This is a genomic window from Bradyrhizobium sp. USDA 4503 (genome assembly GCF_054055815.1).
Map to the genome: position 1 here is coordinate 1,093,012 of NZ_JBSRXS010000001.1, position 22,549 is coordinate 1,115,560.

Genomic DNA, 22,549 nt, shown 5'->3' on the forward strand with positions numbered 1-22,549 from the left:
ACCCAAACACACTCGCGCCGAACAGGTTGAAAGTTAGGCCATGTCCGTCACGCCCGTCAAGGACTAGTACGAGTTTCTGAATCAAACACTAAATATGGTGGAAAGAGGGGGATAACAGGGGTCGGTGCCGCGCCTGTGATCGAGCCAACTATCGGTGAGTCCTCAGGGATTCCCAAGCCAAAAAATTCCTATCGCCTGTGGATCGGAGCTTCGCCCCGCTGTTCACAGGCGAAGTTTTTATTCGCGGTCCCGGATTGAATTTTGGGGACTCACGTAGGCCTACGGGCAAAGTACGGATCAGGCATGTCAGAGCCGTGATGGTCGGGCGACAAAATCGCGGGCAAGGTGAGGCCGACTCACATCCCCGCCGGGTTCCATGACAGTCCAGAAGCCTTCCGCGCGGCCGCGCCTTGCGCCCGCCGGCCTGATGTTCCTCGCCATCACCTCGGTGGGCTGGGGGTTCAACTGGCCGTCCACCAAGTTCCTGCTCAGCGAACTGCCGCCGCTGACCTTGCGCGGCACCACCGGGGTGATCGGCGCCGTGCTGCTGGCGGTGCTGGCGCTGATCCGCGCCCAGAGCCTGCATGTCGAGAAACGGCTGTGGCCGCGGCTCGTGCTCTATGCGACGCTCAACGTCACCGGCTGGATGGTGCTGATGGGGCTGGCGCTGCTCTGGCTGCCGGCGAGCGAGGCCGCGCTGATCGCCTACACGATGCCGGTATGGGCCTCGCTGCTGGCCTGGCCGGTGCTCGGCGAGCGGCCGACGCTGCTGCGGACCATCGCGCTGGTGATGGCCTTTGCAGGCCTCGCCGCGATCATGGGCGGCAGCGGCATCACCGCAAGCAAGGAGAAGCTGCCGGGAATCATCATGGCGCTCGGCGGCGCCTTCGGCTTTGCGCTCGGCACGGTGCTGGCGAAGAAATATCCGCTGGTGATGCCGCCGATCCCGGCCGCCGCCTGGCAGATCGGCCTCGGCTGCGTGCCGATCGCGATCGTCGGCATGATGATCGAGACCACGCATGTCGACCGCATCACGACCGTCGGCTGGTGGCTGCTGGTCTATTCGACGCTGATCCAGTTCTGCGTCGCCTATGTCGCGTGGTTCGCCGCGCTCGCCCGCCTGCCGGCCTCGGTCGCGGCGATCGGCACCATGGCGGTGCCTGTCATCGGCGTGGTGGCCTCCGCGGTCGCATTGCACGAGCCGCTGGGGCCAAGCCAGATCGTCGCGCTGCTGTTCACCCTCGCCGGCGTCGCGCTGGCGACGAGGTAGCTCACATCACTCGCCGAGCGCCTGCTGCAGCATGCTGGCGAGCTGCGCCTTGCGGTAGGGCTTGGCCAGCAGCAGCACGCCCTCGTCGAGGCGGCCGTGATGCACGATCGCGTTCTCGGTGTAGCCCGAGGTGTAGAGCACCTTGATGCCGGGGCGGCGTTTCTGCACCTCGTCGGCGAGCTGGCGGCCGTTCATGCCGCCGGGCATGATCACGTCGGTGAACAGGAGGTCGAACTTCTCGCCCTTGTCGACCAGGGCCAGCGCGGCGCGGGCGTCGGGCACGGCGATGGTCTTGTAGCCGAGCGCGCCTAGCTGCGTGACGACGTAGTTGCGCACCAGCTGGTCGTCTTCCACCACCAGGATGACTTCGCTGCCGCGCCGCACCGGCTCCGGCGGGGGCGCCTCGACCTCGACCTGGCCGCGGGCAGGGGGCAGATAGAGCTTGATCGTGGTGCCGTGGCCTTCCTCGCTGTAGATCTTGATATGTCCGCCGGACTGCTTGACGAAGCCGTAGACCATGCTCATGCCGAGGCCGGAGCCCTTGCCGACTTCCTTGGTGGTGAAGAACGGCTCGAACACCTTGTCCTGCACCGCGTGCGACATGCCGGTGCCGGTGTCGCTGACCGCGAGCAGCACGTAGCGGCCCGGCGTGATGTCGGGATTGACAGCCGCATAGGCGTCGTCGAGCACGATGTTGCTGGTCTCGAACAGCAGCTTGCCGCCGTTCGGCATCGCGTCGCGGGCGTTGATCGCCATGTTGAGCAGCGAGTTGGCAAGCTGCGACGGATCGATATGGACGCTGGCGACATCGGGTGCCAGCACCGAACTGATCTCGATCTGCTCGCCGAGCGTCGGCCGCAGCAGCTTGGCGATGTCGACCACGGTGCCGTTGATGTCGACGGTGCGCGGCTCCAGCGGCTGGCGGCGCGCGAAGGCGAGCAGATGCTGGATCAGCTCGCGGCAGCGCTCGGCGGCGCGGTCGATCAGCTCGGCGGTTTTCGCGAGCTGCGGCTGGGCGCGCAGGCTGTCGACCAGCGTCTCGGTGGTGCCGGTGATGACCGTCAGCATGTTGTTGAAGTCGTGCGCGACGCCGCCGGTCAGCTTGCCGATGGCGTCGAGCTTCTGTGCCTGCTGCAGCTTGTGCTCGGTTTCGCGCGAGGCGGTGATGTCGTGATAGATCAGCGCCGCGCCGGTGACGGTGTCGTCGCCATCGCGCAGCGGCCGGCCCGACACCACGAGGTGAATCTCCGGCGCGCCGCGCACCGGCTTGGCGACGAATTCCAGCCCGTCGAATTCCTCGCCGCGCAGCGTCCTGGCCGACGGCATGTCGTCGGCCTGCATCGGCGTGACGCCGTCGGACTGGAACACGTTGCTCATGGCGCGCAGCTGCCGGACCGTCATGCCCGGCTTGTAGCGCAGCATCTTCTCGGCGGCCGGGTTCGACAGCAGCACGGTGCCGGCGCTGTCGATCACCAGCACCGCCTCCGCCATGGTGCGGAAGGTGGTTTCCATCACCGAGGTGGAACGGCGGAGCTCTTCGAGCGCGGCACCGAGATCCTTGGTGCGATCGGCGACCTTGCCCTCGAGCGACAGATTGGTCGCCTTGGTCGCGCTGAGCGCGCCCTGCAGTTCGCGGCTGGCGCGCCGGGCCGTCACCGTCAGCGCGATCGCGAGCAGCAGGATCATCGCCACGCCGGCGAGATCGATCATCAGCAGCAGCCGTCCATTGGTCTTGGACTGGTCGGTGCGAATCCGGAGCAGGCGGCGCTCTTCGGTGACCAGGCGGTCGAGCGCCGCGCCGACCTTGTCGGTCAGCGCGCGGCTCTCGCCGGCGGAGACCAGCGCCGCGGCGCCGGCCGTGTCGCCCGCGCTGCGCAACCTGATCAGCTCGGCGCCGAGCGCAATGGCACGCTGGACCTCGACCCTGGTGCCCGTGATCAGCTGCGCCTCCTCGGGGGCCGACGTCACCGCCGCCATCAGATCGTCGAAGGCCGCGGTGAGGGCTGCGCTCTGCTCGCGAAACTCGTCGGCAAAGGACGCATCGCCGGTCAGCGCGAAACCGCGCGCCGCGCTCTCGACGCTGCGCGGCAGCTGACGCGCGTCCGAAATGCGCTTCAGGATGCTGAGCGTGCGATCGACCGAATCAATCTCGCTGCGCGACTTGACGTCCAACCCGATCGACGCCGCGCTGATGACGAGGAGGATCGCAAGGCCGCTGCCGAGAATGAGACGCTGGGAAGCCATCGACGATTAGTACGAGCAATTATTTCGAAAGACGAGCGGAAGGTGCATACTTCGCAAGACATTCGTTAACGGCGGCAATCAGCGCCTGCGGGGTGAACGGCTTGCGCAGGCAGGCGGACGCGCCGAGCTCGATCGTCATCCGTAGGAAGTCCGGCGCGCGATCGGCATTGGCGAAGGCATAGCCGGACATCGCGATGACGGGAATATCGGGGGCACGCTCGTGGAAGACGCGGATCGCCTCGAACCCGCGCATATGCGGCATGAAGACGTCGACCAGCATGACGTCGAAGGTGGCCTGCTCGAGCGCGCGCATGCCGGCTTCACCGCCATCGGCGACGGTCACCTCGAAGCCCTGGCGTTGCAGACACACCTCGATGGCAACGCACACCATCGGGTCGTCATCAACCACGAGAACGCTCGGCACGATGCATCCTCTTTCTAACGGCCTCGCGTGCCGGCGACTCGCTTGGCCTGTTCGTCAATTAAGGCGGAACCTAAACGGAAAGTCTGTATCATAGAATGCATATGCTGTTTGCTGACAAGCAGATTTCCAGCTAGCCGTGACACATCACCTGTATTTGTCCATCCCCTTTACGACAGGTCCATGACCGCAGTTCCCATCGCCGGCCGCGCCCCGCTGTCACCGCTTGGCGTCGCATTCCTGGTGGTCGCCTCGATCGGCTGGGGACAGTGGCCGCCGCTGTCCGCGCGCGGGCTGTGCGGCGTGGTCGGCGCGGTTGCACTCGGCCTGGTCGCGCTGGTGCGGGGACAGACACTGCGCGTGCCCGACGGCATGTGGTTGCGGCTTGCTCTGGTGTCGACGCTGTCGATCGGCGGCTGGGTCGCGTCCATGGGCCTCGCGCTGATCTGGCTGCGGGCCAGCGAGGCGGCCGTGCTCGGGATATCGATTCCGGTGTGGGTCGCGCTGGTGGCCTGGCCGGTGCTCGGCGAGCGCGTGTCGCTGCCGCGTGCGCTTGCGCTTGCGGTGGCGCTCGCCGGGAACGGTGCTGATCGGCGGCGGCGGCATCGACGCAAGCCTCGGCAAGCTGCCGGGGATTCTGTTCGCGCTCGCCGGCGCGGTCTGCGTCGGGCTCGGCACGGTGCTGACCAAATCGTTCAAGCTCGCGATGCCGCCGCTGTCGCTCGCGGCCTGGCAGCTTGCGATCGGCTGCGTGCCGATCGCAATCATCGGCATCATGATCGAGCAGCCGCAGCTCGCCACGCTGTCGCAGTTCGGCTGGGCGTCGATGATCTACATGACGCTGATCCAGTTCTGCCTTTGCTATGTCTGCTGGTTTGCGGCGCTCGAGCGATTGCCGGCGGCGACCGCGTCGATCGGCACGCTGCTGGTCCCCGTCGTCGGCGTGCTTGCGGCAGCGGCGATGCTGCGCGAGCCGCTCAGCACGAGCGACATCGCAGCGCTCGTGGTGACGTTCGCGGCCGTCGCGGTCGCCTTGCGCACATAAGACTTGCGTACATGAAAAAAGGGCGGCGCTGGCGCCGCCCTTTTGCAATCAAGAATTCAGGCCTTCATTACGGGCAGGGATGCCGCCGGCCGTCATAGCCGAGATAGGTGCCCGAGGCAGGATCGTAGGACCTGTAGCGCTGCGCGCAGTAGCTGGCGCCGCCGCCACTCGGCACCTCCACGGCGACAGACGGTTCATCGTAATAGCCGTAGCTGTCGTCATAATAGCCGGGGCCGTAGCCATAGCCGGATCCGTAATAAGCGCCCGAGGCGAGGGCGCCGCCGACGACCGCACCGGCCACCGCGCCGGGCCAGAATCCGCCGCCACGATGATACCCGCCGTGCCAGCCGCCACCGCCGCGCCAACCGCCGCCGCCACCACCGGCCCAGTGACCACCGCCACCGCCGCCGTGCCAGCCGCCGCCACCGCCGCCGCCCATGGCACCTCCGCCTCCGCGGCCGCCGCCAAAGCCGCCACCACCGCCGCCGCCAACGTGGCCGCCGCCGCCGCCCATCGCACCCATCTGTGCGGCAGACTGGGCGAACGAAACGGTCGGCGCCACAGCCAACGGCAGCGCAAGCGCCAGAGCCGCGGCGGTGCTCAGAACCTTCATATTAATCATTTTGGACTCCATCAAAACGGTGAATGTCTAACCATCTCTGTGGTCGGACGTTCCCGTGCTCCACATTGATTGTGGGTCATCTTCGCGTAGCCGGCGGCTCATGTATGGCAGCTGAACAAAACTCCTCGTGAGCGCGTCATTTGGTCGCCAAACGGGTGCATAAACCGGGGGCTGTCCGAGGGGTGCGGGGCTACCTTGGCGGCGGCTGGACATTTGGGGAATGAGGTGGCATCAGAGCCGCATAGTCTCGAACCGACGACCGGCCACGCATGAAACAATTCCTGCTGAAATTCTTCACCTGGTGGAATGGCCAGACCTTTGGCACGCAATTGTGGACCTCGCGATTCGGCGAACTGGTCGGCGAGGACGAGCAGGGCAACCGCTATTACCGCACCAAGGGCGGTGAGATCGACCCGACGCTGCATTTCGAGCGCCGCTGGGTGGTCTACAACGGCTACGCCGAAGCCTCCCGCATTCCGGCCGGCTGGCACGGCTGGCTGCATCACACGGTTGATGTGCCGCCGACCGAGGAGAGCTACCAGGCGCGCGAATGGGAGAAGCCGCATCTGCCGAACCTGACCGGCACCGCGCAGGCTTACCGCCCGTCCGGCTCGACGCTGGCGAGCGGCCGCCGCCCCAAGGCGACCGGCGACTATCACGCCTGGACGCCGGGAAGCTGACTTTCACGCATTGTTGTTCTGACGTGCACGTGCGTAACGACGAGCGTGCATCGCACACGCGCCCGGCAGCGCAAGCGCGCGCCTGTGAACAACGGTAACAGCGGGGACAGGTGGGCTGCAGCCGATGCTGCCCGCTTGCGCCGGGCGCGGGTTCGCGGCTCAATAGGGCCATCTTACGGAGATGGGAAACCATCGCGTCGGATCGGGCTCCAGATCGCGACTGTCCCGATGTGCAGCGGCCTCCGAGTTGGATGCGGCCGGGAGATAGGCCCCCGGTACAGACGTCCTGAAATCGCCCGCAAATGTGAGGCTACCGTGAGACAGGAAGGGCCGCTCGGGAAACCGGGCGGCCTTTTTCTTTGCGGCAATCAGGTCAGGACAGCCGTGCCGCGGCACGGCCCATCAAGTCGGCGCGGCGCGCCTGCGACGGCGCGATCCGCTCTTTCATGAAAGCGAGGATCTCGGCCGGTGCGGTCTCCGGCGAGCCCGCGTTGAACGGCGGGGCCGGGTTGTATTCGAGCCTGAGCTGGATCGCTTCCGCGGTCTTGCGGTCGACGAGCTCCGACACCAGCGTCAGCGCGAAGTCGATGCCCGCGGTGACGCCGCCGCCGGTGAAGCGGTTGCGGTCGACGCAGACGCGCGTCCTGGTCGGAATGGCCCCGAAGCCCGACAGGAAATCAATCGAGCTCCAATGCGTGGTGGCGCGATAGCCCTTGAGCAGGCCGGCCGCGCCGAGCACCAGCGATCCCGTGCAGACCGACGTGACGTATTTCGCACCCTCGGCCTGCTTGCGCAGGAAGGCCAGCATCTCCTCGTCGCCGACCATGTCGTCGGTGCCGAAGCCGCCGGGCACGCAGATCACGTCGAGCTGCGGGCAATCGGCAAAGGTCGTGGTCGGCGTCAGGACCATGACGGAATCAGTCGGAACGGGTTCGATGCGCTTCCAGATCAGATGGACCTTGGCGCCGGGGACCGAGGAAAACACCTGCAGCGGACCGGTCAGGTCGAGCTGGGTCACCTTCGGGAAGACGAGCAATCCAATCTGCAGGGGTTCGGTCATCGGGGGCTCCAAATAGCGCTTGACGGAACCACGATGTCATGATGGCCTCTCGTCCAAAATGGCGTATTTCCCTCATTTTCGGACGAAGGCTCCTGAGAGAGGGCTGCCAGGAAAGTAACGTCACCCGCGAGGATTTGGCGATGATCGGCATCCTGATCTTTCCCGACTTCCAGCTGCTCGACGCGGCCGGGCCGATCGCGGCCTTCGAGATCGCGGCGCGCTTCGCCAACAACGCGCCGGCGATCAGGACGCTTGCGGTGAAGGCAGGACCGGTGCGCTCTTCGTCCGGTGTCGAGATGCTCGCACGCGGCTTCAAGCCATCGACGGCGATCACGACGTTGATCATTGCCGGCGGCAACGGTGTGCGCACGCCGGCGACCTGTCCAGCCACGCTGTCATTCGTGCGGCGGATGGCCGGCCGCGGCATTCGCGTCGCCAGCGTCTGCTCGGGCGCCTATGTGCTGGCCGAGGCGGGCCTGCTCGACGGCCGCCGCGCCACTACGCATTGGCAGCGCACGCCGCATTTCGTGAAGACCTATCCGAAGATCAAGCTCGAGCCGGACCAGATCTTCGTCCGCGACGGCAATATCTGGAGTTCGGCCGGCATCACCGCCGGCATCGACCTCGCGCTCGCGATGATCACCGAGGACTATGGCGACGAGGTCGCGCAGAACACCGCGCGGCAACTCGTGCTGTATCATCGGCGCAGCGGCGGGCAGTCGCAGTTTTCCTCGCTGCTGGAATTGAAGACGCCGAACGGCCGGTTCGGGCCGCTGCTCGCCTGGGCGCGCGAGCATCTCGATGCGCCGCTGACGGTCGAGAACCTCGCCGACAAGGCCGGGATGAGTTCGCGGCATTTCACCCGCGCCTTCATCGCGGAGACCGGCACGACGCCGTCGAAAGCGGTCGAGCGGCTCAGGATCGAAGTCGCGCGGCAGCGCGTGCAGTCGTCGGGCGAGGCGATCGAGCGCGTCGCCGAGATCACCGGCTTCCGCGATCCTGAGCGGATGCGCCGCGCCTTCATCCGCGCCTTCGGCCAGCCGCCGCAATCGCTACGGCGTGCGGCGCGGGCCGGGTAGGCGCGTTTGGGACAAGCTCGTTGTCCGATTTCACGCGATCCATGTCGTCTTTGCAGTGATGAACCTGACGAGGGTTCCCGTGACCCACGTTAAGTGGGCATTGGGGACCCGAGGAGGTTCTAATGACAAAGCATCGAACGATTACCGGGTTCGTGGCTGTCGCCCTGCTGGCTGTCACCGCGACCGCCGCGACCATCAAGTCGCACGCGCCCCGGACCGACGGCATTGCCGTCGCCGGCACGGACACGCTCCCGGCCAAGGATTTCAGCGATCGCTGGTCCGCGATATCCGATTTGCCACCGGCGACGGACATGACCGGGCGTGCCGCTGACGCGCGCTAAGGTCATGGACAAAGGTCCGGCCGGTTCGAGCACGCGACCCGTGCTGAGATCACTCGTCTCGCAACAAAAAGCCCCGCCGAAGCGGGGCAAGATGTTGAACGACTTAGTCTTGAGCGACTTGGTCTTGAATAGAACTAACGGTTCCGCCGCGCCGGAATAGCGCAGTCATTCACCAATACCGGATCAGCCCACGATCGCAGAGATCCACGGATGCTCTGATCGCGAACCGTGCTTCAACCGAAAGATCACTGGCCCAATGTATCGGTTGCGATCTTCTTCTTGAGTGCTTCGCAGGTATCCCTGACCTCCGCGGTCATCAGCGAGACGGCTTCGATCTGCAGGAAGAAGCGCTTGCCCTGATCGCGGTAACCGGCAGCGAACTCCTTGATCTCCGCGATCATGTCATGAACGCCTGCGACCATGACCTCGCAGTTCTTGGCGGCCAGTTGCAGTTCCGATCCAAGGGCCTCGATCTCTTTCACCGCCGCTTCATATTCGCGCACGACCGCCTCGGCCGACAGCTTGCCCACCTCGTTGACGCCGTTGCGATGCTCGACATAGTCCGGCATCGGCGAGAGGGGCCGGATGTTGCTGCGTGGTCGATGCGAAGTCACCGTGTTGATTTCGTCCTCCATCTGCTCCGACGGAGCGCGGGCGAGGACTTCTGCACTAACACTCATGCGAACTCTCCATAACTTGTTACGGCGAATGGAGTTTAGCAATGTCAACGGAATTGTCTCGATTTTCCACAGTTTTGAGGTAAGCGCAATTGTGCACTGCAGCATTGTGTTGCGTCAATGTGGCGCGTCGGGATGCCAGCCAAGCAGTGCGAGCATCACAAAGAAGCCGACGACATAGGCCGCCATGATCGGCCAGCCTTGGGTGATCCAGCGGACCACCGATTTGGCTTCCGGGTACATGTTGGACACTGCAACGCCCGCCGACGAGCCGAACCAGACCATCGACCCGCCAAATCCGACCGCGTAGGCGAGGAAGCCCCAGTCATAGCCGCCTTGCTTCAGCGCCAGCGCGGTCAGGGGAATATTGTCGAACACCGCCGAGACGAAGCCGAGCCCGAGCGCGGTCTGCCACGATGCGGTGGGCAATTTTTCGACCGGCATCATCGAGGCCGCCGTCACCAGCGCGAGCAGGAAGACGGTGCCCTTCAGCGTCTCGGGCATCACCGACCAGTCCGGCCGCCGCAGCACCGAGGTGACCAGGATCGCGGCCCAGACCGCGAGCCCGAGCACGGGCAGCGTATCGAGCAGCGCGGGGAACTTCAGATTGGCCGTCACATTGGCCGTCAGCGCGGCGAGCAGGATCACGGCCACGATCGCAACCCGCGCCCAGTCGATTCTGAGGCCGGACGGTGCATCCTTCACGATCGGCGAAAAGCGGTGCTGTTGCAGCGAGGCCGGCACCGCAAACACCAGCATCGCGACGATGGCTGCGACATAGGCCTCCACGACCGTGAGCGGGCTGATGCCGTCGATCCACATCATCGTCGTCGTGGTGTCGCCGACGACGCTGCCGGCGCCGCCGGCATTCGATGCGGCGACGATCGCCGCGAGATAGCCGATATGGACGCGGCCACGGAACACGTGGCGGGCCACGGTGCCGCCGATCAGCGCGGCCGCGATATTGTCGAGGAAGCCCGACAGCACGAACACGATCACCAGCAGGATCAGTCCGCCCTTCCAGTCATCGGGCAGCAGCGCCGGCATCTCGTCGGGAATGCGGCTCTCCTCGAAATGGCGCGACAGCAGCGCAAAGCCCATCAGGAGCAGGAACAGGTTGGCGAGCGTGACCCACTCATGCTCGATGTGATGCGCAAGACCGGGCAGGCCCGCGCCGAATTTCGCAAAGCCCGCGAACAGCAGCTTGTAGGCGACGATCGCGGCAAGGCCCGTCAGCGCCACCGCGAGCGTGTGGTGATGGAAGATCGCGACGCCGAGCAGCGTCAGCGCGAACAGGATGAAATCGAGCGGGATACCGTAGACGAGGAGTGGCGTGAGCAAGTCGATCTCGATGGCTGGAGTGCCCGGCGGCGTGAAGCGCTGACGGCGGCACTATCGCGCGGCGTGGGGAACTTCAAGGCGCACTAACGCCGCAAGAGGCTCGCGATGCGCTCGCGAGCCCCGATCGGGAACGACGCCAGCCACGTCGCCGCGGGTCCGATTGCTCAGCCCAGCGTCTTCAGCCAGGCGCTGATCTCGGTCACCGCGATATTGGCCTGATTGAGCAGCTTGCCCATGGTGAAGAAGCCGTGGAACTGGCCGGGGAAATGCCGGTAGGTCACCGGCACGCCGGCGTCCTTGAGGAATTTCGCATACTCGTCGCCTTCGTCGCGGAGCGGATCGGCGCCGGCGGTCAGCACATAGGCCGGCGGCAAGCCGGCAAAGTCCTTCGCGCGCGCCGGCGAGGCACGCCAGTCGTTGTTGTCGGCGTCACCGAGATAATGGTTGGCGAACCAGCCGATCACCGAATGCGTCAGGAGGATGCTGGTCTCGGGCTCGCGATGCGAGGGATGCTTCCGCGAGAAATCGGTCGCGGGATAGATCAGCAGCTGGGCCGCGAGCTTCGGCCCGCCGTCGCGGGCGGTCAGGGCAACCACCGCCGCGAGGTTGCCGCCGGCGCTGTCGCCGCCGACGATCAGGCGCGCGACGTCGATGCCGAGATCCCCGGCATTGGCGGCGACCCATCGGGTCGCGGTGACGGCGTCATCGACCGCGGCAGGGAAACGATGCTCGGGCGCGAGGCGGTAATCGATCGAGATCACGATCAGCTCGCCCTCATGGGCAAGCTTCTGGCAAACCACCTCATGGGTATCGAGGTCGCCGATCACCCAGCCGCCGCCGTGGAAGAACACCAGGCAGGGCGCGAGCCCGTCTTTCTTGCGCAGCGTGTACGGCGTGTAGATGCGGGCAGGGATCGTGCCGTGCGGCGCCGGGATCGCGAGCGGCTTGCTCGATTCCAGCGCGGGCGGCTCGGGATTGGAGACGACGCGGGCGGCTCGGTAATAGTCGCGCGCTTCCGGCGCGGTCAGCGTCTCATAGGCGGGACGGCCGGACTCCTGAAACGCCTTGTAGACGGCAGCGGCATCGGGATCGAGAACGACGGGCATTGGGAGGACCTTCTTTTGGTGATGTCGTTCCGGGGCGATGCGAAGCATCGAACCCGGAATCTCGAGATTCCGGGTCTGGTGCTTGCGCACCATCCCGGAATGACGGTTGTGTCAGGCGGCGGTGCGGCCGCCGTCGACGGTGTAGGCGGAGCCGGAGACGTAGCTCGCCTCGTCGGAGGCAAGAAAAGCGACGATGGAGGCGACCTCGCTTGCGAGGCCGAGCCGGCGCGCCGGGATGCGGTCGACGATCTTCTCGATCGGCGGCGGCGCGTTGCCGCCGGAGCGGCCCTGCAGGATCGTGCTCAGCATCCGGCTCTCGATCATGCCGGGGCAGACGCAATTGACCCGCACGCTGGTGCCGGTGCATTCCCAGGCCGCGCTCTTGGTCAGCCCGATCACCGCGTGCTTGCTCGCGCTGTAGACCGCGATCATCGGTGATCCCATCAGGCCCGCGATCGAGGCGGTGTTGATGATGCTGCCCTGGTTCTGCTTCAGCATCACAGGCAGCACATGCTTCATGCCGAGGAAGACGCCGACGACGTTGACGTCGAGCACCTGGCGAAAGCTCTCCAGCGAATATTCAGGGATCGGCCTGATGTCGCCCTCGACGCCGGCGTTGTTGTAGAAGGCATCGATGGTGCCGAAGCGGTCGACCGCGGCGCGGACATAGTCCTTGACCTCGTCCTCGTCGGTGACGTCGGCTTCGATTGCGAGGGCCTCGGCCGAGGCGGGCAGGTCCTTGATGGCGGCCTTGAGATCGGCGCCCTTGCGGTCGACTGCGACAATCCGCGCACCCCGTTCGGCGAGCAGTTGAAGCGAGGCGGTTCCGATGACGCCGGCAGCCCCGGTGACGACGGCGACCCGGCCGTCGAGCCTGATGCGATCGGGCATGGTGGGTTTCCTCTGGCTGGTCCGGTTCGATCCGGATTTTCCTGGTTTTCACGCGCGGCGGCGTGCCTTCAGCGTGAGGACTATCACACGTGTTCCCAGGAGTGACCAGAGGCTGCCCAGTGGACCGGGGAGAGGTGGCCGGGTGCCCTTTCCCCGCCGTATTCGGCGTGTTAACCGGTGGCCTGCGAGCGGCCGATATCAAGGTAGACTGTCGCGAGCCCGATTCGCCCTTTAAAGCCGCGCGAGATGCTTCGAACCGTTGCCCTGACTGGCTTTGCGGCCCTGGTTGCCGCCTCAACCATCTCGCTTGCGCCGCCCGCGCGCGCGCAGATCGGAACGATTTTCTCCGATCCCGCGCCGCGTCCGCCCGGCTCGATCCCGCGTGGTCAGCCGGCTCCTCCCAGCGACGACGACGAGGAAGTGCCGGAATTGCCGCGCGGCCGCCTGCTGCCGACACAGCCGCGGGCGCTGCCGCCAGGCCAGGCGGTGCCGCCGCCCGGCAGCGTGCAGTCACAGCCGCTGGCGCCGCCGCCGGGCTCGACGGTGGCTCCGCAGGGCACCCAGCCCGGTGTCGCGGTGCAGCCGCCGCAACCCGGCGGTCCCGCCGTCGCCAATACACCGCCCGGCGCCAATCCGCTGCCGCCGGGGCAGCGTCCCAAGGGCACGCCCCCAGGCACCCCGCCGCAGACGCCTGCCACGTTGCAGCCGGGCGACGAGGTCGTGCAGGAGCCGCCGTCGACCAAGATCACCAACAAGAAGGCGAGCTTCTCCGGTCTCGACAAGATCACCGGGCGCATCATCAATTTCGACGAGGATATCGGCGAGACCGTGCAGTTCGGCGCGCTGCGGGTGAAGACCGATGCCTGTTACACGAGGCCATCGACGGAAGCCGCCAACACCGATGCCTTTGTCGAGGTCGACGAGATCACGCTGCAGGGCGAGGTGAAGCGGATCTTCTCGGGCTGGATGTTCGCGGCGAGTCCCGGCCTGCACGGCGTCGAGCATCCGATCTACGACATCTGGCTGACCGACTGCAAAGGGCCGGACCAGACCATCGTGACCGCCGCGCCCGATCCGCCGAAGGCGCCGACGCCTCCGCCACCGCCGGCCCAGAAGCGCGCGCCGCCGAAGCAGGCCGCACCGCGTCCGCCGCCACAGCCGCAATACCAGCAGCAGCCGCCACCTCCGCCGCCCCAGCAACAGCAGCGGCCGGGCGGGTTGTTCGGCGGATTGTTTGGGAACTAGCAAGCACGGCGTAGATGGGGTAACGGGCCGGCCGCCCGCTCGCTACGGCGCAATTTGGAAGCGCGCTCGCGAGCGGCCTGTTGGTTGGAAGGCGGTCGTCCCTCAAACTGATGGTGTTCAACGGAGTCGGGCAAGCCCGCTCCAAGCATCATTAAGGGACGACCATGTACCACTATGCAGGAATTGACGTGTCTTTGGAATGCTCGAGCGTTTGCCTTGTCGATGGGACAGGCAAGATTTTGCGCGAGACGAAGGTTGCGAGCGAGCCGGCGGCGCTGATCGCCTGGTTCCGGTCGCTGGGTCTGGTACTGGAACGGATCGGGCTGGAGGCAGGCCCCTTGTCGCAATGGCTGTATGCGGGTCTGCGAGACGCAGGGCTTGCGGTCGAGCTGCTGGAAACGCGGCACGTTCGCGAAGCCTTCAAGTCGATGCCGGTGAAGACGGACCGCAACGATGCCCGCCGGATCGCGCAGTTGATGCGGCTCGGCTGGTTCCGGCCGGTGCACTGCAAGTCGGTCGCGGCGCAGGAGACCCGCGCCATCCTGACGGCGCGCAAGCTGCTGCAATCCAAGCTTCGCGATGTCGAGAACAGCCTGCGCGGCATACTTCGCGGTTTTGGCCTGAAGGTCGGTGCGACCACCGAGCGCACGTTCGCCGGACGCATCCGCGAGCTCGTGACCGGCCATCCCGGACTGGAGTTGGTCGCGGCGGCGCTGCTCCAAGCCCATGCGGTGCTGCTGCGGGAGTTCAAGAGCCTGGACAAGCACACCCAGAAGCTCGCCAGGACGCATCCATCCGCCAAGCTCCTGATGACAACGCCGTCCGTTGGTCCGATCGTGGCGCTCACCTATGCCGCGGCGATCGACGACCCGAAGCGCTTCCGCTCCTCGAAGGCCACGGGAGCCCACTTTGGGCTCACCCCGAAGAAGTACCAGTCCGGTGAGACCGACTACACCGGCCGCATCAGCAAGATCGGGGATGCCTCCGTGCGCGAGGCACTCTACCAGGCAGCTCACGTCATGCTGACCAAGCCGGTCAAGAATTGCTCGGCATTGAAGAGCTGGGCGATGCGGATCGCCCGGCGCGCAGGCATGCGCAAGGCCAAGGTAGCGCTGGCTCGCAAGCTCGCCGTGATCCTGCATCGCATGCTCGCCGACACCAAACCGTTCAACCCGATGACCAAGGCCATCTAGCCAGGAGCAGCAATCGGTTCCGGGCGGGCCACGACACCAGGCTCTCCCCGAGCGAAGTCCCTCCGCTGGGACGATGGATCCGGTCAGGCCGCCATCCGGGAAGTGGCTCACGACCACGCAATCCGTAGATTGGCCGGCCGGCTCCTCAATGCACCCCATCAGGCGACGGCCTTCGCGCCGATCCCGTACAGAAGCAAGTGCCCGGCGAGTGGATGACGCGAAAAGGGATTGACTAACCAAGGCCCGTTACAGAAGCCCGGATGGAGCGCAGCGAAATCCGGGTTTCTCTCCGCGGAGAGACTTGTCCCGGATTGCGCGGAGCCTGTCATCGGGCGCGCGTTCGCGCGACCCGTTGGCTTCATCCGGGCTACGCGATCAACCGTTCAATTGCGCTCGGCGATGATTGCCAGCGCGTCGGCACCTTTGACCGGCTGGGTGGCGTCGAGCTTGCGGAAATCCGCCGGCGCGCCCGTGATCGCCTTGTCGAGCAGCGCGCGATAGCGGCGCCGCGAGATCTCGATCGCGCCGAACGTCCTCAGGTGCTCCGTCACATATTGCGTGTCGAGCAGTTCGAACCCGCCCGCGATCAGCCGCGCCACCAGATGCACCAGCGCGACCTTCGATGCATCGCGCGTGGTGTGAAACATGCTTTCGCCGAAGAAGGCGCGGCCGAGGCTGACGCCGTAGAGCCCGCCGACCAGATTGTCGTCCTGCCAGACCTCGACGCTATGGCAATGGCCCGACGCGTACAGCCCGACATAGAGATCGCGGATGCGCCTGTTGATCCAGGTGTCGTCGCGGCCGGGCTGCGGCGCCGCGCAGCCGGCGATCACGGCCTTGAACGCGGTATCGACGGTGACCGTGAAGGCATCGGAGCGCACGGTGCGCGCCAGGCGGGAGGCGACACGGAAGCCGTCGAACGGAATCACGCCGCGCAATTCCGGCTCGACCCAGAACAGGGTCGGATCGTCGGCGCTCTCCGCCATCGGGAAGATGCCGCAGGCATAGGCGCGCAGCAGCACCTCGGGCGTGATCTCGGAGGAGGCGGAGTCGCGTGACGTCATACCGCCAAGGATAGCAAAGCGCGGGCGGTCTTGCGATGGGGGCTGCCACCGGGACGCTACGTGTTGACGAAACGCGCTGGTTCCTCCACAAGCCGCGCCGTTCCGCAGCAGTTTCCCGAGACGGACTGCGCGGTCGTGCTAGATTGCAACAAAAAGATGGCGGCGCTGCCGGGACACGGCGGCTTGCGCGCCCGACAATCGATACAGGTGAGGGGGACGCTGCATGAAATGGTCATGGCGGACGTTTGCGCCGTTGCTGGTTTGGCTTGTGATCTATCTGGTCCCGGTGCCTTCGGGGCTGAACGCCAATCAGTGGCACTATTTCGCGGTGTTCGCCGCCGTGATCACCGGGCTGATCCTTGAATCGATGCCGGTCGGCGCGGTCGGTCTGATCGGCCTGACGGTCGCCGGCATCGGCGGCTATGTCGAGCACGACCCGAACAAATCGCTGCGCTGGATGCTCGGCGGCTTTTCCGAGAGCACGGTGTGGCTGATCGTCGGCGCCTTCGTGTTCTCGATCGGCTATCGCAAGAGCGGGCTCGGCCGCCGTCTGGCGCTGCTCTTGGTGCGCGGCCTCGGCCGCCGCACCATCGGGCTGGGCTATGCGGTGGCGTTTTCCGATCTCGTGCTGGCGCCGGCGACGCCGTCCAACACCGCGCGCTCCGGCGGCACCATCTATCCGATCGTCAGCAACATCCCGCGCATCTACGGCTCCGAGCCCGGCCCGACCGCGGGCAAGATCGGCACCTTCGTGATGTGGACCGCGTTCGCGACCACGGCCGTCACCAGCTCGCTGTTCCTGACCGCGCTGGCGCCGAACGCCGCCGCGCTCTCGATCGCCAAGAAGCTCGTCAACATCGAGGTTGGTTGGTCGCAATGGTTCATCGGGTTCGCGCCGCTCGGCATCCTCTTGCTGCTGCTGGTGCCGCTGCTCAGCTATCTGGTCTGCCGGCCCGAGATCAAGGAGAGCCCCGAGATCGTGACCTGGAGCGACGGCGAGCTCGCCAAGATGGGGCCGCCGTCGCGGCACGAATGGATCATGGCGGTGCTGGTGGTGCTCGCGATGTTCCTGTGGATCTGCGGCTCCAATCCCAACATCAGCGTGCCGCTGCTCGGCTCGAACTTCATCAACGCGACCACGGTCGTGTTCGTCGTGATCTCGCTGATGCTGCTGACCGGCGTGATCGCGTTCGAGGACATCGTCGCGGAGAAGAGTGCGTGGGAGGTATTTTTCTATTTCACCTCGCTGCTCACGCTGTCGTCCGGCCTCAACGAGATCGGCTTCATCAAATGGGTCGCCGAGGGCTATGCCAAGCCGCTTTCCGGCACGTCGCCGCTGGTCGGGATGATCCTGCTCGTCACCTTCTTCTTCTGGATCCACTATTTCTTCTCGAGCATCACCTCGCATACCGCCGCGGTGCTGCCGGTGGTGCTCGCCGTCGGCTCTAGCATTCCCGGCCTGTCGGTGCAGACCTTGATGCTGCTCTGCGTCTATTCGCTGGGCCTGATGGGCGTGATTTCGCCCTATGCCACGGGACCGGCGCCGATGTATTACGGCAGCGGCTATATCGGCAAAGGCGACTTCTGGAAATTCGGGCTGATCTTCGGCCTGATCTACTTTGCCGGATTGTTGCTGATCGTGTTGCCCTGGTTACAAATGATCGGGTAAAATAGCCACAATCCAGCGAGAAACAGCGGCCGACCGGGAAGAGCCGCTATCCTTACAATTCTTAACGCGCTTTGTCCGGCAGAAGCCTTCAAAATGCTTCGTCGGATGTGGCGCGCGCGGAGTTCAGGGGACACATAGAGCCGCGCGAGCTCATTCGTGTTTCTTCGTGGGCAGGTTATGGACCAGCAGATCAAAGACCCGTCGATTGTGGCGCCCGAGCGAACCAGGCGAGGATCGCGTTGGCGGGGGTTTCTGACGGGATGTCTCGTATTGGCGGTGCTTGCCGGCATCGTCTGGTGGACGCGGCAGCAGGCCGCGCCGCCGCAGGCCGGTGGCGGGCGCAACGCCGGGCCGATGTCGATCGTACCGGAGACGATCGGCAAGGGCGATATCGGCGTCAGCCTGAATGCGCTCGGCACCGTGACGTCGCTCGCGACCGTGACGATCAGGAGCCAGATCAGCGGCTATCTGATGAAGATCGATTTCAAGGAGGGCGATGAGGTCAAGAAGGGCGACCTGATCGCCGAGATCGATTCGCGCCCCTACGAGGCGACGCTGGCGCAGGCCAAGGGCCAGCTCGCCCGCGACGAGGCGCAGCTGAAGGGCGCCCAGGTCGATCTCACCCGCTACCAGAACCTCGCCGCGCAGAACGCCGTGCCGCATCAGACGCTCGATACCCAGGTCGCGCTGGTCGCGCAGTACCAGGGCACGGTGGAGGCCGATCGCGCCTCGGTGAAGTCGGCCGAGGTGAATTTGCAATATTGTCACATCGTGTCGCCGGTCAACGGGCGCGTCGGACTGCGCCAGGTCGATCTCGGCAACTATGTGACGCCCGGCGATACCAACGGCCTCGTCGTGATCACGCAGCTCGAGCCGATCAGCGTGCTGTTCACGCTGCCGGAGGACAATCTGCAGGCGGTCTCGAAGCGGTTGAGGGAGGGCGCGGTGCTGCCGACGGCGGCCTATGACCGCAGCGGCGCCAACAAGCTCGCCGAGGGATCGTTGCAGACCTTCGACAGCCAGATCGATGCGACCACCGGCACCATCAAGCTGCGGGCGCAGTTCGAGAACGACAAGCGCACGCTGTTTCCGAACCAGTTCGTCAACGTCCGCCTGCTGCTCGATACCCACAAGGATGCGACGACGATGTCGACCGCCGGCATCCAGCGCGGTGTCCCCGGCACCTTCGTCTATCTCGTCAACGCCGACAGCACGGTCTCGGTTCGGCCGGTCAAGCTCGGCGTCACCGACGGCGACCGGGTCGAGGTGCTGTCCGGGCTCGTGGCCGGCGATCGCATCGTGATCGACGGCGCCGACAAGCTGCGCGAGGGTGCGAAGGTGGTGGTGCGCTCCCCCGCCGATGCCGCGAACCCTGCCGCTGCGGCCAAGGGGGCGGCGAACGGGGCCGCGAAGGGAGACGGCAAGGGAGATAGTAAGGACGGCGCTGATCCCGGAGGCGGCCACCACAAGCGGTCCGAGGACGGGCAGAAGAAATGAACCCGTCGCGGCCATTCATCCTGCGGCCGGTAGCGACGACCCTGATGATGATCGCCATCATGCTGTCGGGCATGCTGGCATTCAGATTTCTCCCGGTCGCGGCACTGCCGGAGGTCGACTACCCGACCATCCAGGTGCAGACCTTCTATCCGGGCGCGAGCCCCGACGTGATGACCTCGTCGGTGACGGCGCCGCTCGAGGTGCAGTTCGGCCAGATGCCGAATCTGACCCAGATGAGCTCGGTGAGCTCGGCGGGCTCGTCCGTGATCACGCTGCAATTCGGCCTGTCGATCTCGCTCGACGTCGCCGAGCAGGAGGTGCAGGCCGCGATCAATGCCGCGGGCAATCTGTTGCCGTCGGACCTGCCGGCGCCGCCGATCTACGCCAAGGTCAATCCGGCCGATGCGCCGATCCTGACCCTCGGCCTGACCTCGAAGACCATGCCGCTGACCCAGGTACAGGATTTCGTCGACACGCGGCTGGCGCAGAAGATCTCGCAGCTGCCGGGCGTCGGCCTCGTCAGCATCAGCGGCGGCCAGCGGCCCGCGGTGCGCATCCAGGCTGATATCCGCAAGCTCGCGGCCTATGGCCTCAACATCGACGATCTCCGCACCACGCTCGGCAACGCCAACGTCAACACGCCGAAGGGCAACTTCGACGGCGCGATGCGCGCCTACACCATCAATGCCAACGACCAGATCCGCAATGCCAGCGACTACCGCTCGCTGATCATCGCCTACAAGAACGGCTCGCCGGTCCGCCTCAGCGATGTCGGCAACGTCGTCGACGGCGCGCAGAACGACAAGCTCGGCGCCTGGATGAACGAGACGCCGGCGATCATCCTCAACATCCAGCGCCAACCCGGCGCCAACGTCATCTCGGTGGTGCAGGGCATCAAGGACCTGCTGCCGCAGCTGCAGGCCACGCTGCCGGCCGCGATCGACCTCAATATCCTGACCGACCGCACCGTCACGATCCGGGCCTCGGTGCGCGACGTCGAATACGAGCTGTCGCTCGCCGTGATTCTGGTCGTGCTTGTGATCTTCGTGTTCCTGCGCTCGACCCGCGCCACGCTGATCCCGAGCCTGTCGGTGCCGCTCTCGCTGGTCGGCACGCTGGGCGCGATGTATCTGTTCGGCTTCAGCCTGAACAATCTGTCGCTGATGGCGCTGACGATCGCGACCGGCTTCGTGGTCGACGACGCCATCGTCGTGATCGAGAACATCTCGCGCTACATCGAGGAGGGCGAGTCGCCGCTCGAGGCGTCGCTGCGAGGGTCGGAGCAGATCGGCTTCACCATCATCTCACTGACGGTATCGCTGATCGCGGTCCTGATCCCGCTGCTGTTCATGGGCGACGTCGTCGGCCGCCTGTTCCGCGAATTCGCCATCACGCTGTCGGTCACGATCCTGATCTCGGCCGTGGTGTCGCTGACCCTGGTGCCGATGGCCTGCGCCAAGCTACTGAAGCCGGAGGCCATGGCGCGGGAAAACACCTTCCAGCGGCTCAGCCGCGAAGGCTTCGATGCCGTCATTGCGATCTACGCCCGGATGCTCAATTGGGTGCTGGATCGCCAGACCTTCGTGCTGCTGATCGCGCTCGCCACCTTTGGTCTGACGGCGCTGCTCTACGTCGTTATCCCCAAGGGCTTCTTTCCGGTGCAGGACACCGGCGTGATCCAGGCGATCTCCGAGGCGCCGCAATCGGTGTCCTATGCGGCGATGGCCGAGCGGCAGCAGCGGCTCGCCAGCGCGATCCTGAAGGATCCGGACGTGCAGAGCCTGTCGTCGTTCATCGGCGTCGACGGCACCAACACCACGCTGAACAGCGGCCGCATCCTGATCAATCTGAAGCCGCATGAGCAGCGCAAGGCCAATGTCTCGACGATCATGGACCGGATCAAGGCGAGCACGGCGGCGCTGACCGGCATCACGCTCTACATGCAGCCGGTCCAGGACCTCACCATCGAAGGCACGGTGAGCCGGACGCAGTACCAGTTCATCCTGCAGGATGCCGATCCGAACGAGCTTGCGGAATGGACGCCGAAGCTGGTCGACAAGCTCCGGGAATTGCCCCAGCTCAGCGATGTCACGAGCGATATTTCGGCGCAGGGGCTTTCGGTGTTCGTCGACATCGACCGCGACCAGGCGGCGCGATTCGGCATCACGCCGGCGACGATCGACAACGCACTGTACGATTCCTACGGCCAGCGCATCGTCTCGACCGTCTTCACCAATTCGAACCAGTACCGCGTGATCCTCGAGGCCGATCCGTCGCTGCAGACTTCGCTGGACTCTCTGTCGTCGATCTACCTGCCGTCATCGGTGGGCTCGACGCCGGTGCCGCTGTCGGTGATGGCCAAGATGCGGGTGGAGACCGCGCCGCTGCAGATCTCGCATCTCGGCCAGTTCCCGTCGGCGACCGTCTCGTTCAACCTGGCGCCCGGCGCCTCGCTCGGCGGGGCGGTGACGGCGATCAAGCAGGCGCAGGCCGACATCAACCAGCCGCTCGGCATGATCACGAGCTTCCAGGGCGCGGCGCTGGCGTTCCAGTCCTCGCTGTCCAACCAGCTGTTCCTGATCCTCGCCGCGATCATCACGGTCTATATCGTGCTCGGCGTGCTCTATGAGAGCTTCATCCATCCTTTAACCATCCTCTCGACGCTGCCCTCGGCCGGGATCGGCGCGCTGCTGGCGCTGATGATGGCCGGACAGGATCTCACGATCATCGCGATCATCGGCATCATCCTCCTGATCGGCATCGTGAAGAAGAACGCGATCATGATGATCGACTTCGCGCTCGATGCCGAGCGCAACGAGGGCAAGCCGCCGCGGGAGGCGATCTATCAGGCCTGCCTGCTGCGGTTCCGGCCGATCATCATGACGACGATGGCAGCTGTGCTCGGCGCGCTGCCGCTGATGCTCGGCAGCGGCGCGGGGTCCGAGCTGCGGAATCCGCTCGGCATTTCGATCGTCGGCGGCCTCCTGGTGAGCCAGCTGCTGACCCTGTTCACGACACCGGTGATCTACCTCTGGTTCGATCGCCTCGCGCTGCGGTTTGCCGGGCGGGCGGACGAGATCGGCGAGGCGAGCGGGTCGCGTTGA

General features: G+C 65.7%; 18 protein-coding genes and 1 pseudogene. 10 read left to right on the plus strand and 9 right to left on the minus strand.

Going from position 1 to position 22,549, the window contains the following annotated elements:
• The first annotated feature begins 376 nt into the window (after positions 1-376).
• A complete protein-coding gene (locus tag ACVMIH_RS05275; RefSeq protein WP_456860929.1) occupies positions 377-1,270 on the plus strand; it encodes a DMT family transporter in 894 nt (297 codons plus the stop codon).
• A gap of 6 nt (positions 1,271-1,276) precedes the next feature.
• Here ACVMIH_RS05275 and ACVMIH_RS05280 read toward each other — a convergent pair whose 3' ends face one another.
• Together ACVMIH_RS05280 and ACVMIH_RS05285 are read right to left on the minus strand one after the other, a co-directional pair.
• Positions 1,277-3,514, minus strand: a complete 2,238-nt coding sequence (locus ACVMIH_RS05280) for a CHASE3 domain-containing protein (protein ID WP_141342640.1) — start codon at positions 3,512-3,514, stop codon at positions 1,277-1,279.
• A gap of 19 nt (positions 3,515-3,533) precedes the next feature.
• A complete protein-coding gene (locus ACVMIH_RS05285) occupies positions 3,534-3,938 on the minus strand; it encodes a response regulator (RefSeq protein ID WP_026192708.1) in 405 nt (134 codons plus the stop codon).
• Between the two features lie 180 nt (positions 3,939-4,118).
• Here ACVMIH_RS05285 and ACVMIH_RS05290 point away from each other — a divergent pair.
• A pseudogene (locus tag ACVMIH_RS05290) lies at positions 4,119-4,980 on the plus strand (DMT family transporter).
• A 67-nt stretch (positions 4,981-5,047) separates the two neighbouring features.
• Here ACVMIH_RS05290 and ACVMIH_RS05295 read toward each other — a convergent pair.
• On the minus strand, positions 5,048-5,602 hold the full coding sequence (locus ACVMIH_RS05295; RefSeq protein WP_253590373.1) for a BA14K family protein: 555 nt from the start codon (positions 5,600-5,602) through the stop codon (positions 5,048-5,050).
• A gap of 269 nt (positions 5,603-5,871) precedes the next feature.
• On the opposite strand from ACVMIH_RS05295, the gene ACVMIH_RS05300 reads away from it, so the two are divergent.
• Positions 5,872-6,282, plus strand: coding sequence for an NADH:ubiquinone oxidoreductase subunit NDUFA12 (locus ACVMIH_RS05300; protein WP_057019975.1), 411 nt, complete (start codon positions 5,872-5,874; stop codon positions 6,280-6,282).
• A gap of 373 nt (positions 6,283-6,655) precedes the next feature.
• On the opposite strand, the gene ACVMIH_RS05305 is transcribed toward ACVMIH_RS05300, so the two are convergent.
• The gene (locus tag ACVMIH_RS05305; RefSeq protein ID WP_057019976.1) at positions 6,656-7,342 is read right to left on the minus strand and encodes a DJ-1/PfpI family protein; all 687 of its coding nucleotides are present in this window, start codon (positions 7,340-7,342) and stop codon (positions 6,656-6,658) included.
• Positions 7,343-7,482: 140 nt separating this feature from the next.
• On the opposite strand from ACVMIH_RS05305, the gene ACVMIH_RS05310 reads away from it, so the two are divergent.
• Both ACVMIH_RS05310 and ACVMIH_RS05315 read left to right on the plus strand, forming a co-directional pair.
• A complete protein-coding gene (locus ACVMIH_RS05310) occupies positions 7,483-8,421 on the plus strand; it encodes a GlxA family transcriptional regulator (protein ID WP_057019977.1) in 939 nt (312 codons plus the stop codon).
• 122 nt (positions 8,422-8,543) lie between these two features.
• Positions 8,544-8,762: a hypothetical protein gene (locus ACVMIH_RS05315; protein WP_229193148.1), complete on the plus strand. Its 219-nt coding sequence runs from the start codon at positions 8,544-8,546 to the stop codon at positions 8,760-8,762.
• A gap of 245 nt (positions 8,763-9,007) precedes the next feature.
• Here ACVMIH_RS05315 and ACVMIH_RS05320 read toward each other — a convergent pair whose 3' ends face one another.
• The 4 genes from ACVMIH_RS05320 to ACVMIH_RS05335 form a co-directional block, all read right to left on the minus strand.
• Positions 9,008-9,442 carry a hypothetical protein gene (locus ACVMIH_RS05320; protein WP_229193149.1) on the minus strand — a complete coding sequence of 145 codons (435 nt, stop codon included), beginning with the start codon at positions 9,440-9,442 and terminating at the stop codon, positions 9,008-9,010.
• A 114-nt stretch (positions 9,443-9,556) separates the two neighbouring features.
• A complete protein-coding gene (locus ACVMIH_RS05325; protein WP_456860932.1) occupies positions 9,557-10,780 on the minus strand; it encodes a citrate transporter in 1,224 nt (407 codons plus the stop codon).
• A gap of 164 nt (positions 10,781-10,944) precedes the next feature.
• Positions 10,945-11,886 (minus strand): alpha/beta hydrolase, encoded by a 942-nt coding sequence (locus tag ACVMIH_RS05330; RefSeq protein WP_456860934.1) that lies wholly within the window; start codon positions 11,884-11,886, stop codon positions 10,945-10,947.
• 111 nt (positions 11,887-11,997) lie between these two features.
• On the minus strand, positions 11,998-12,777 hold the full coding sequence (locus ACVMIH_RS05335) for an SDR family NAD(P)-dependent oxidoreductase (protein WP_456860936.1): 780 nt from the start codon (positions 12,775-12,777) through the stop codon (positions 11,998-12,000).
• Between the two features lie 246 nt (positions 12,778-13,023).
• Here ACVMIH_RS05335 and ACVMIH_RS05340 point away from each other — a divergent pair, with 246 nt between their 5' ends.
• On the plus strand, positions 13,024-14,022 hold the full coding sequence (locus tag ACVMIH_RS05340; RefSeq protein WP_253608831.1) for a DUF2155 domain-containing protein: 999 nt from the start codon (positions 13,024-13,026) through the stop codon (positions 14,020-14,022).
• 164 nt (positions 14,023-14,186) lie between these two features.
• Positions 14,187-15,215 (plus strand): IS110 family RNA-guided transposase, encoded by a 1,029-nt coding sequence (locus ACVMIH_RS05345; protein ID WP_057016162.1) that lies wholly within the window; start codon positions 14,187-14,189, stop codon positions 15,213-15,215.
• A gap of 383 nt (positions 15,216-15,598) precedes the next feature.
• On the opposite strand, the gene aat is transcribed toward ACVMIH_RS05345, so the two are convergent.
• Positions 15,599-16,279 carry a leucyl/phenylalanyl-tRNA--protein transferase gene (gene aat, locus ACVMIH_RS05350; RefSeq protein ID WP_076832236.1) on the minus strand — a complete coding sequence of 227 codons (681 nt, stop codon included), beginning with the start codon at positions 16,277-16,279 and terminating at the stop codon, positions 15,599-15,601.
• Positions 16,280-16,502: 223 nt separating this feature from the next.
• Between aat and ACVMIH_RS05355 the strand changes: the two genes are divergently transcribed.
• From ACVMIH_RS05355 to ACVMIH_RS05365, 3 genes are all read left to right on the plus strand, one after another.
• A complete protein-coding gene (locus ACVMIH_RS05355; protein ID WP_229191249.1) occupies positions 16,503-17,948 on the plus strand; it encodes a DASS family sodium-coupled anion symporter in 1,446 nt (481 codons plus the stop codon).
• 177 nt (positions 17,949-18,125) lie between these two features.
• Positions 18,126-19,445: an MdtA/MuxA family multidrug efflux RND transporter periplasmic adaptor subunit gene (locus ACVMIH_RS05360; RefSeq protein WP_456860938.1), complete on the plus strand. Its 1,320-nt coding sequence runs from the start codon at positions 18,126-18,128 to the stop codon at positions 19,443-19,445.
• A complete protein-coding gene (locus ACVMIH_RS05365; protein ID WP_057019984.1) occupies positions 19,442-22,549 on the plus strand; it encodes an MdtB/MuxB family multidrug efflux RND transporter permease subunit in 3,108 nt (1,035 codons plus the stop codon). Before ACVMIH_RS05360 ends, ACVMIH_RS05365 begins: the two co-directional genes overlap by 4 nt.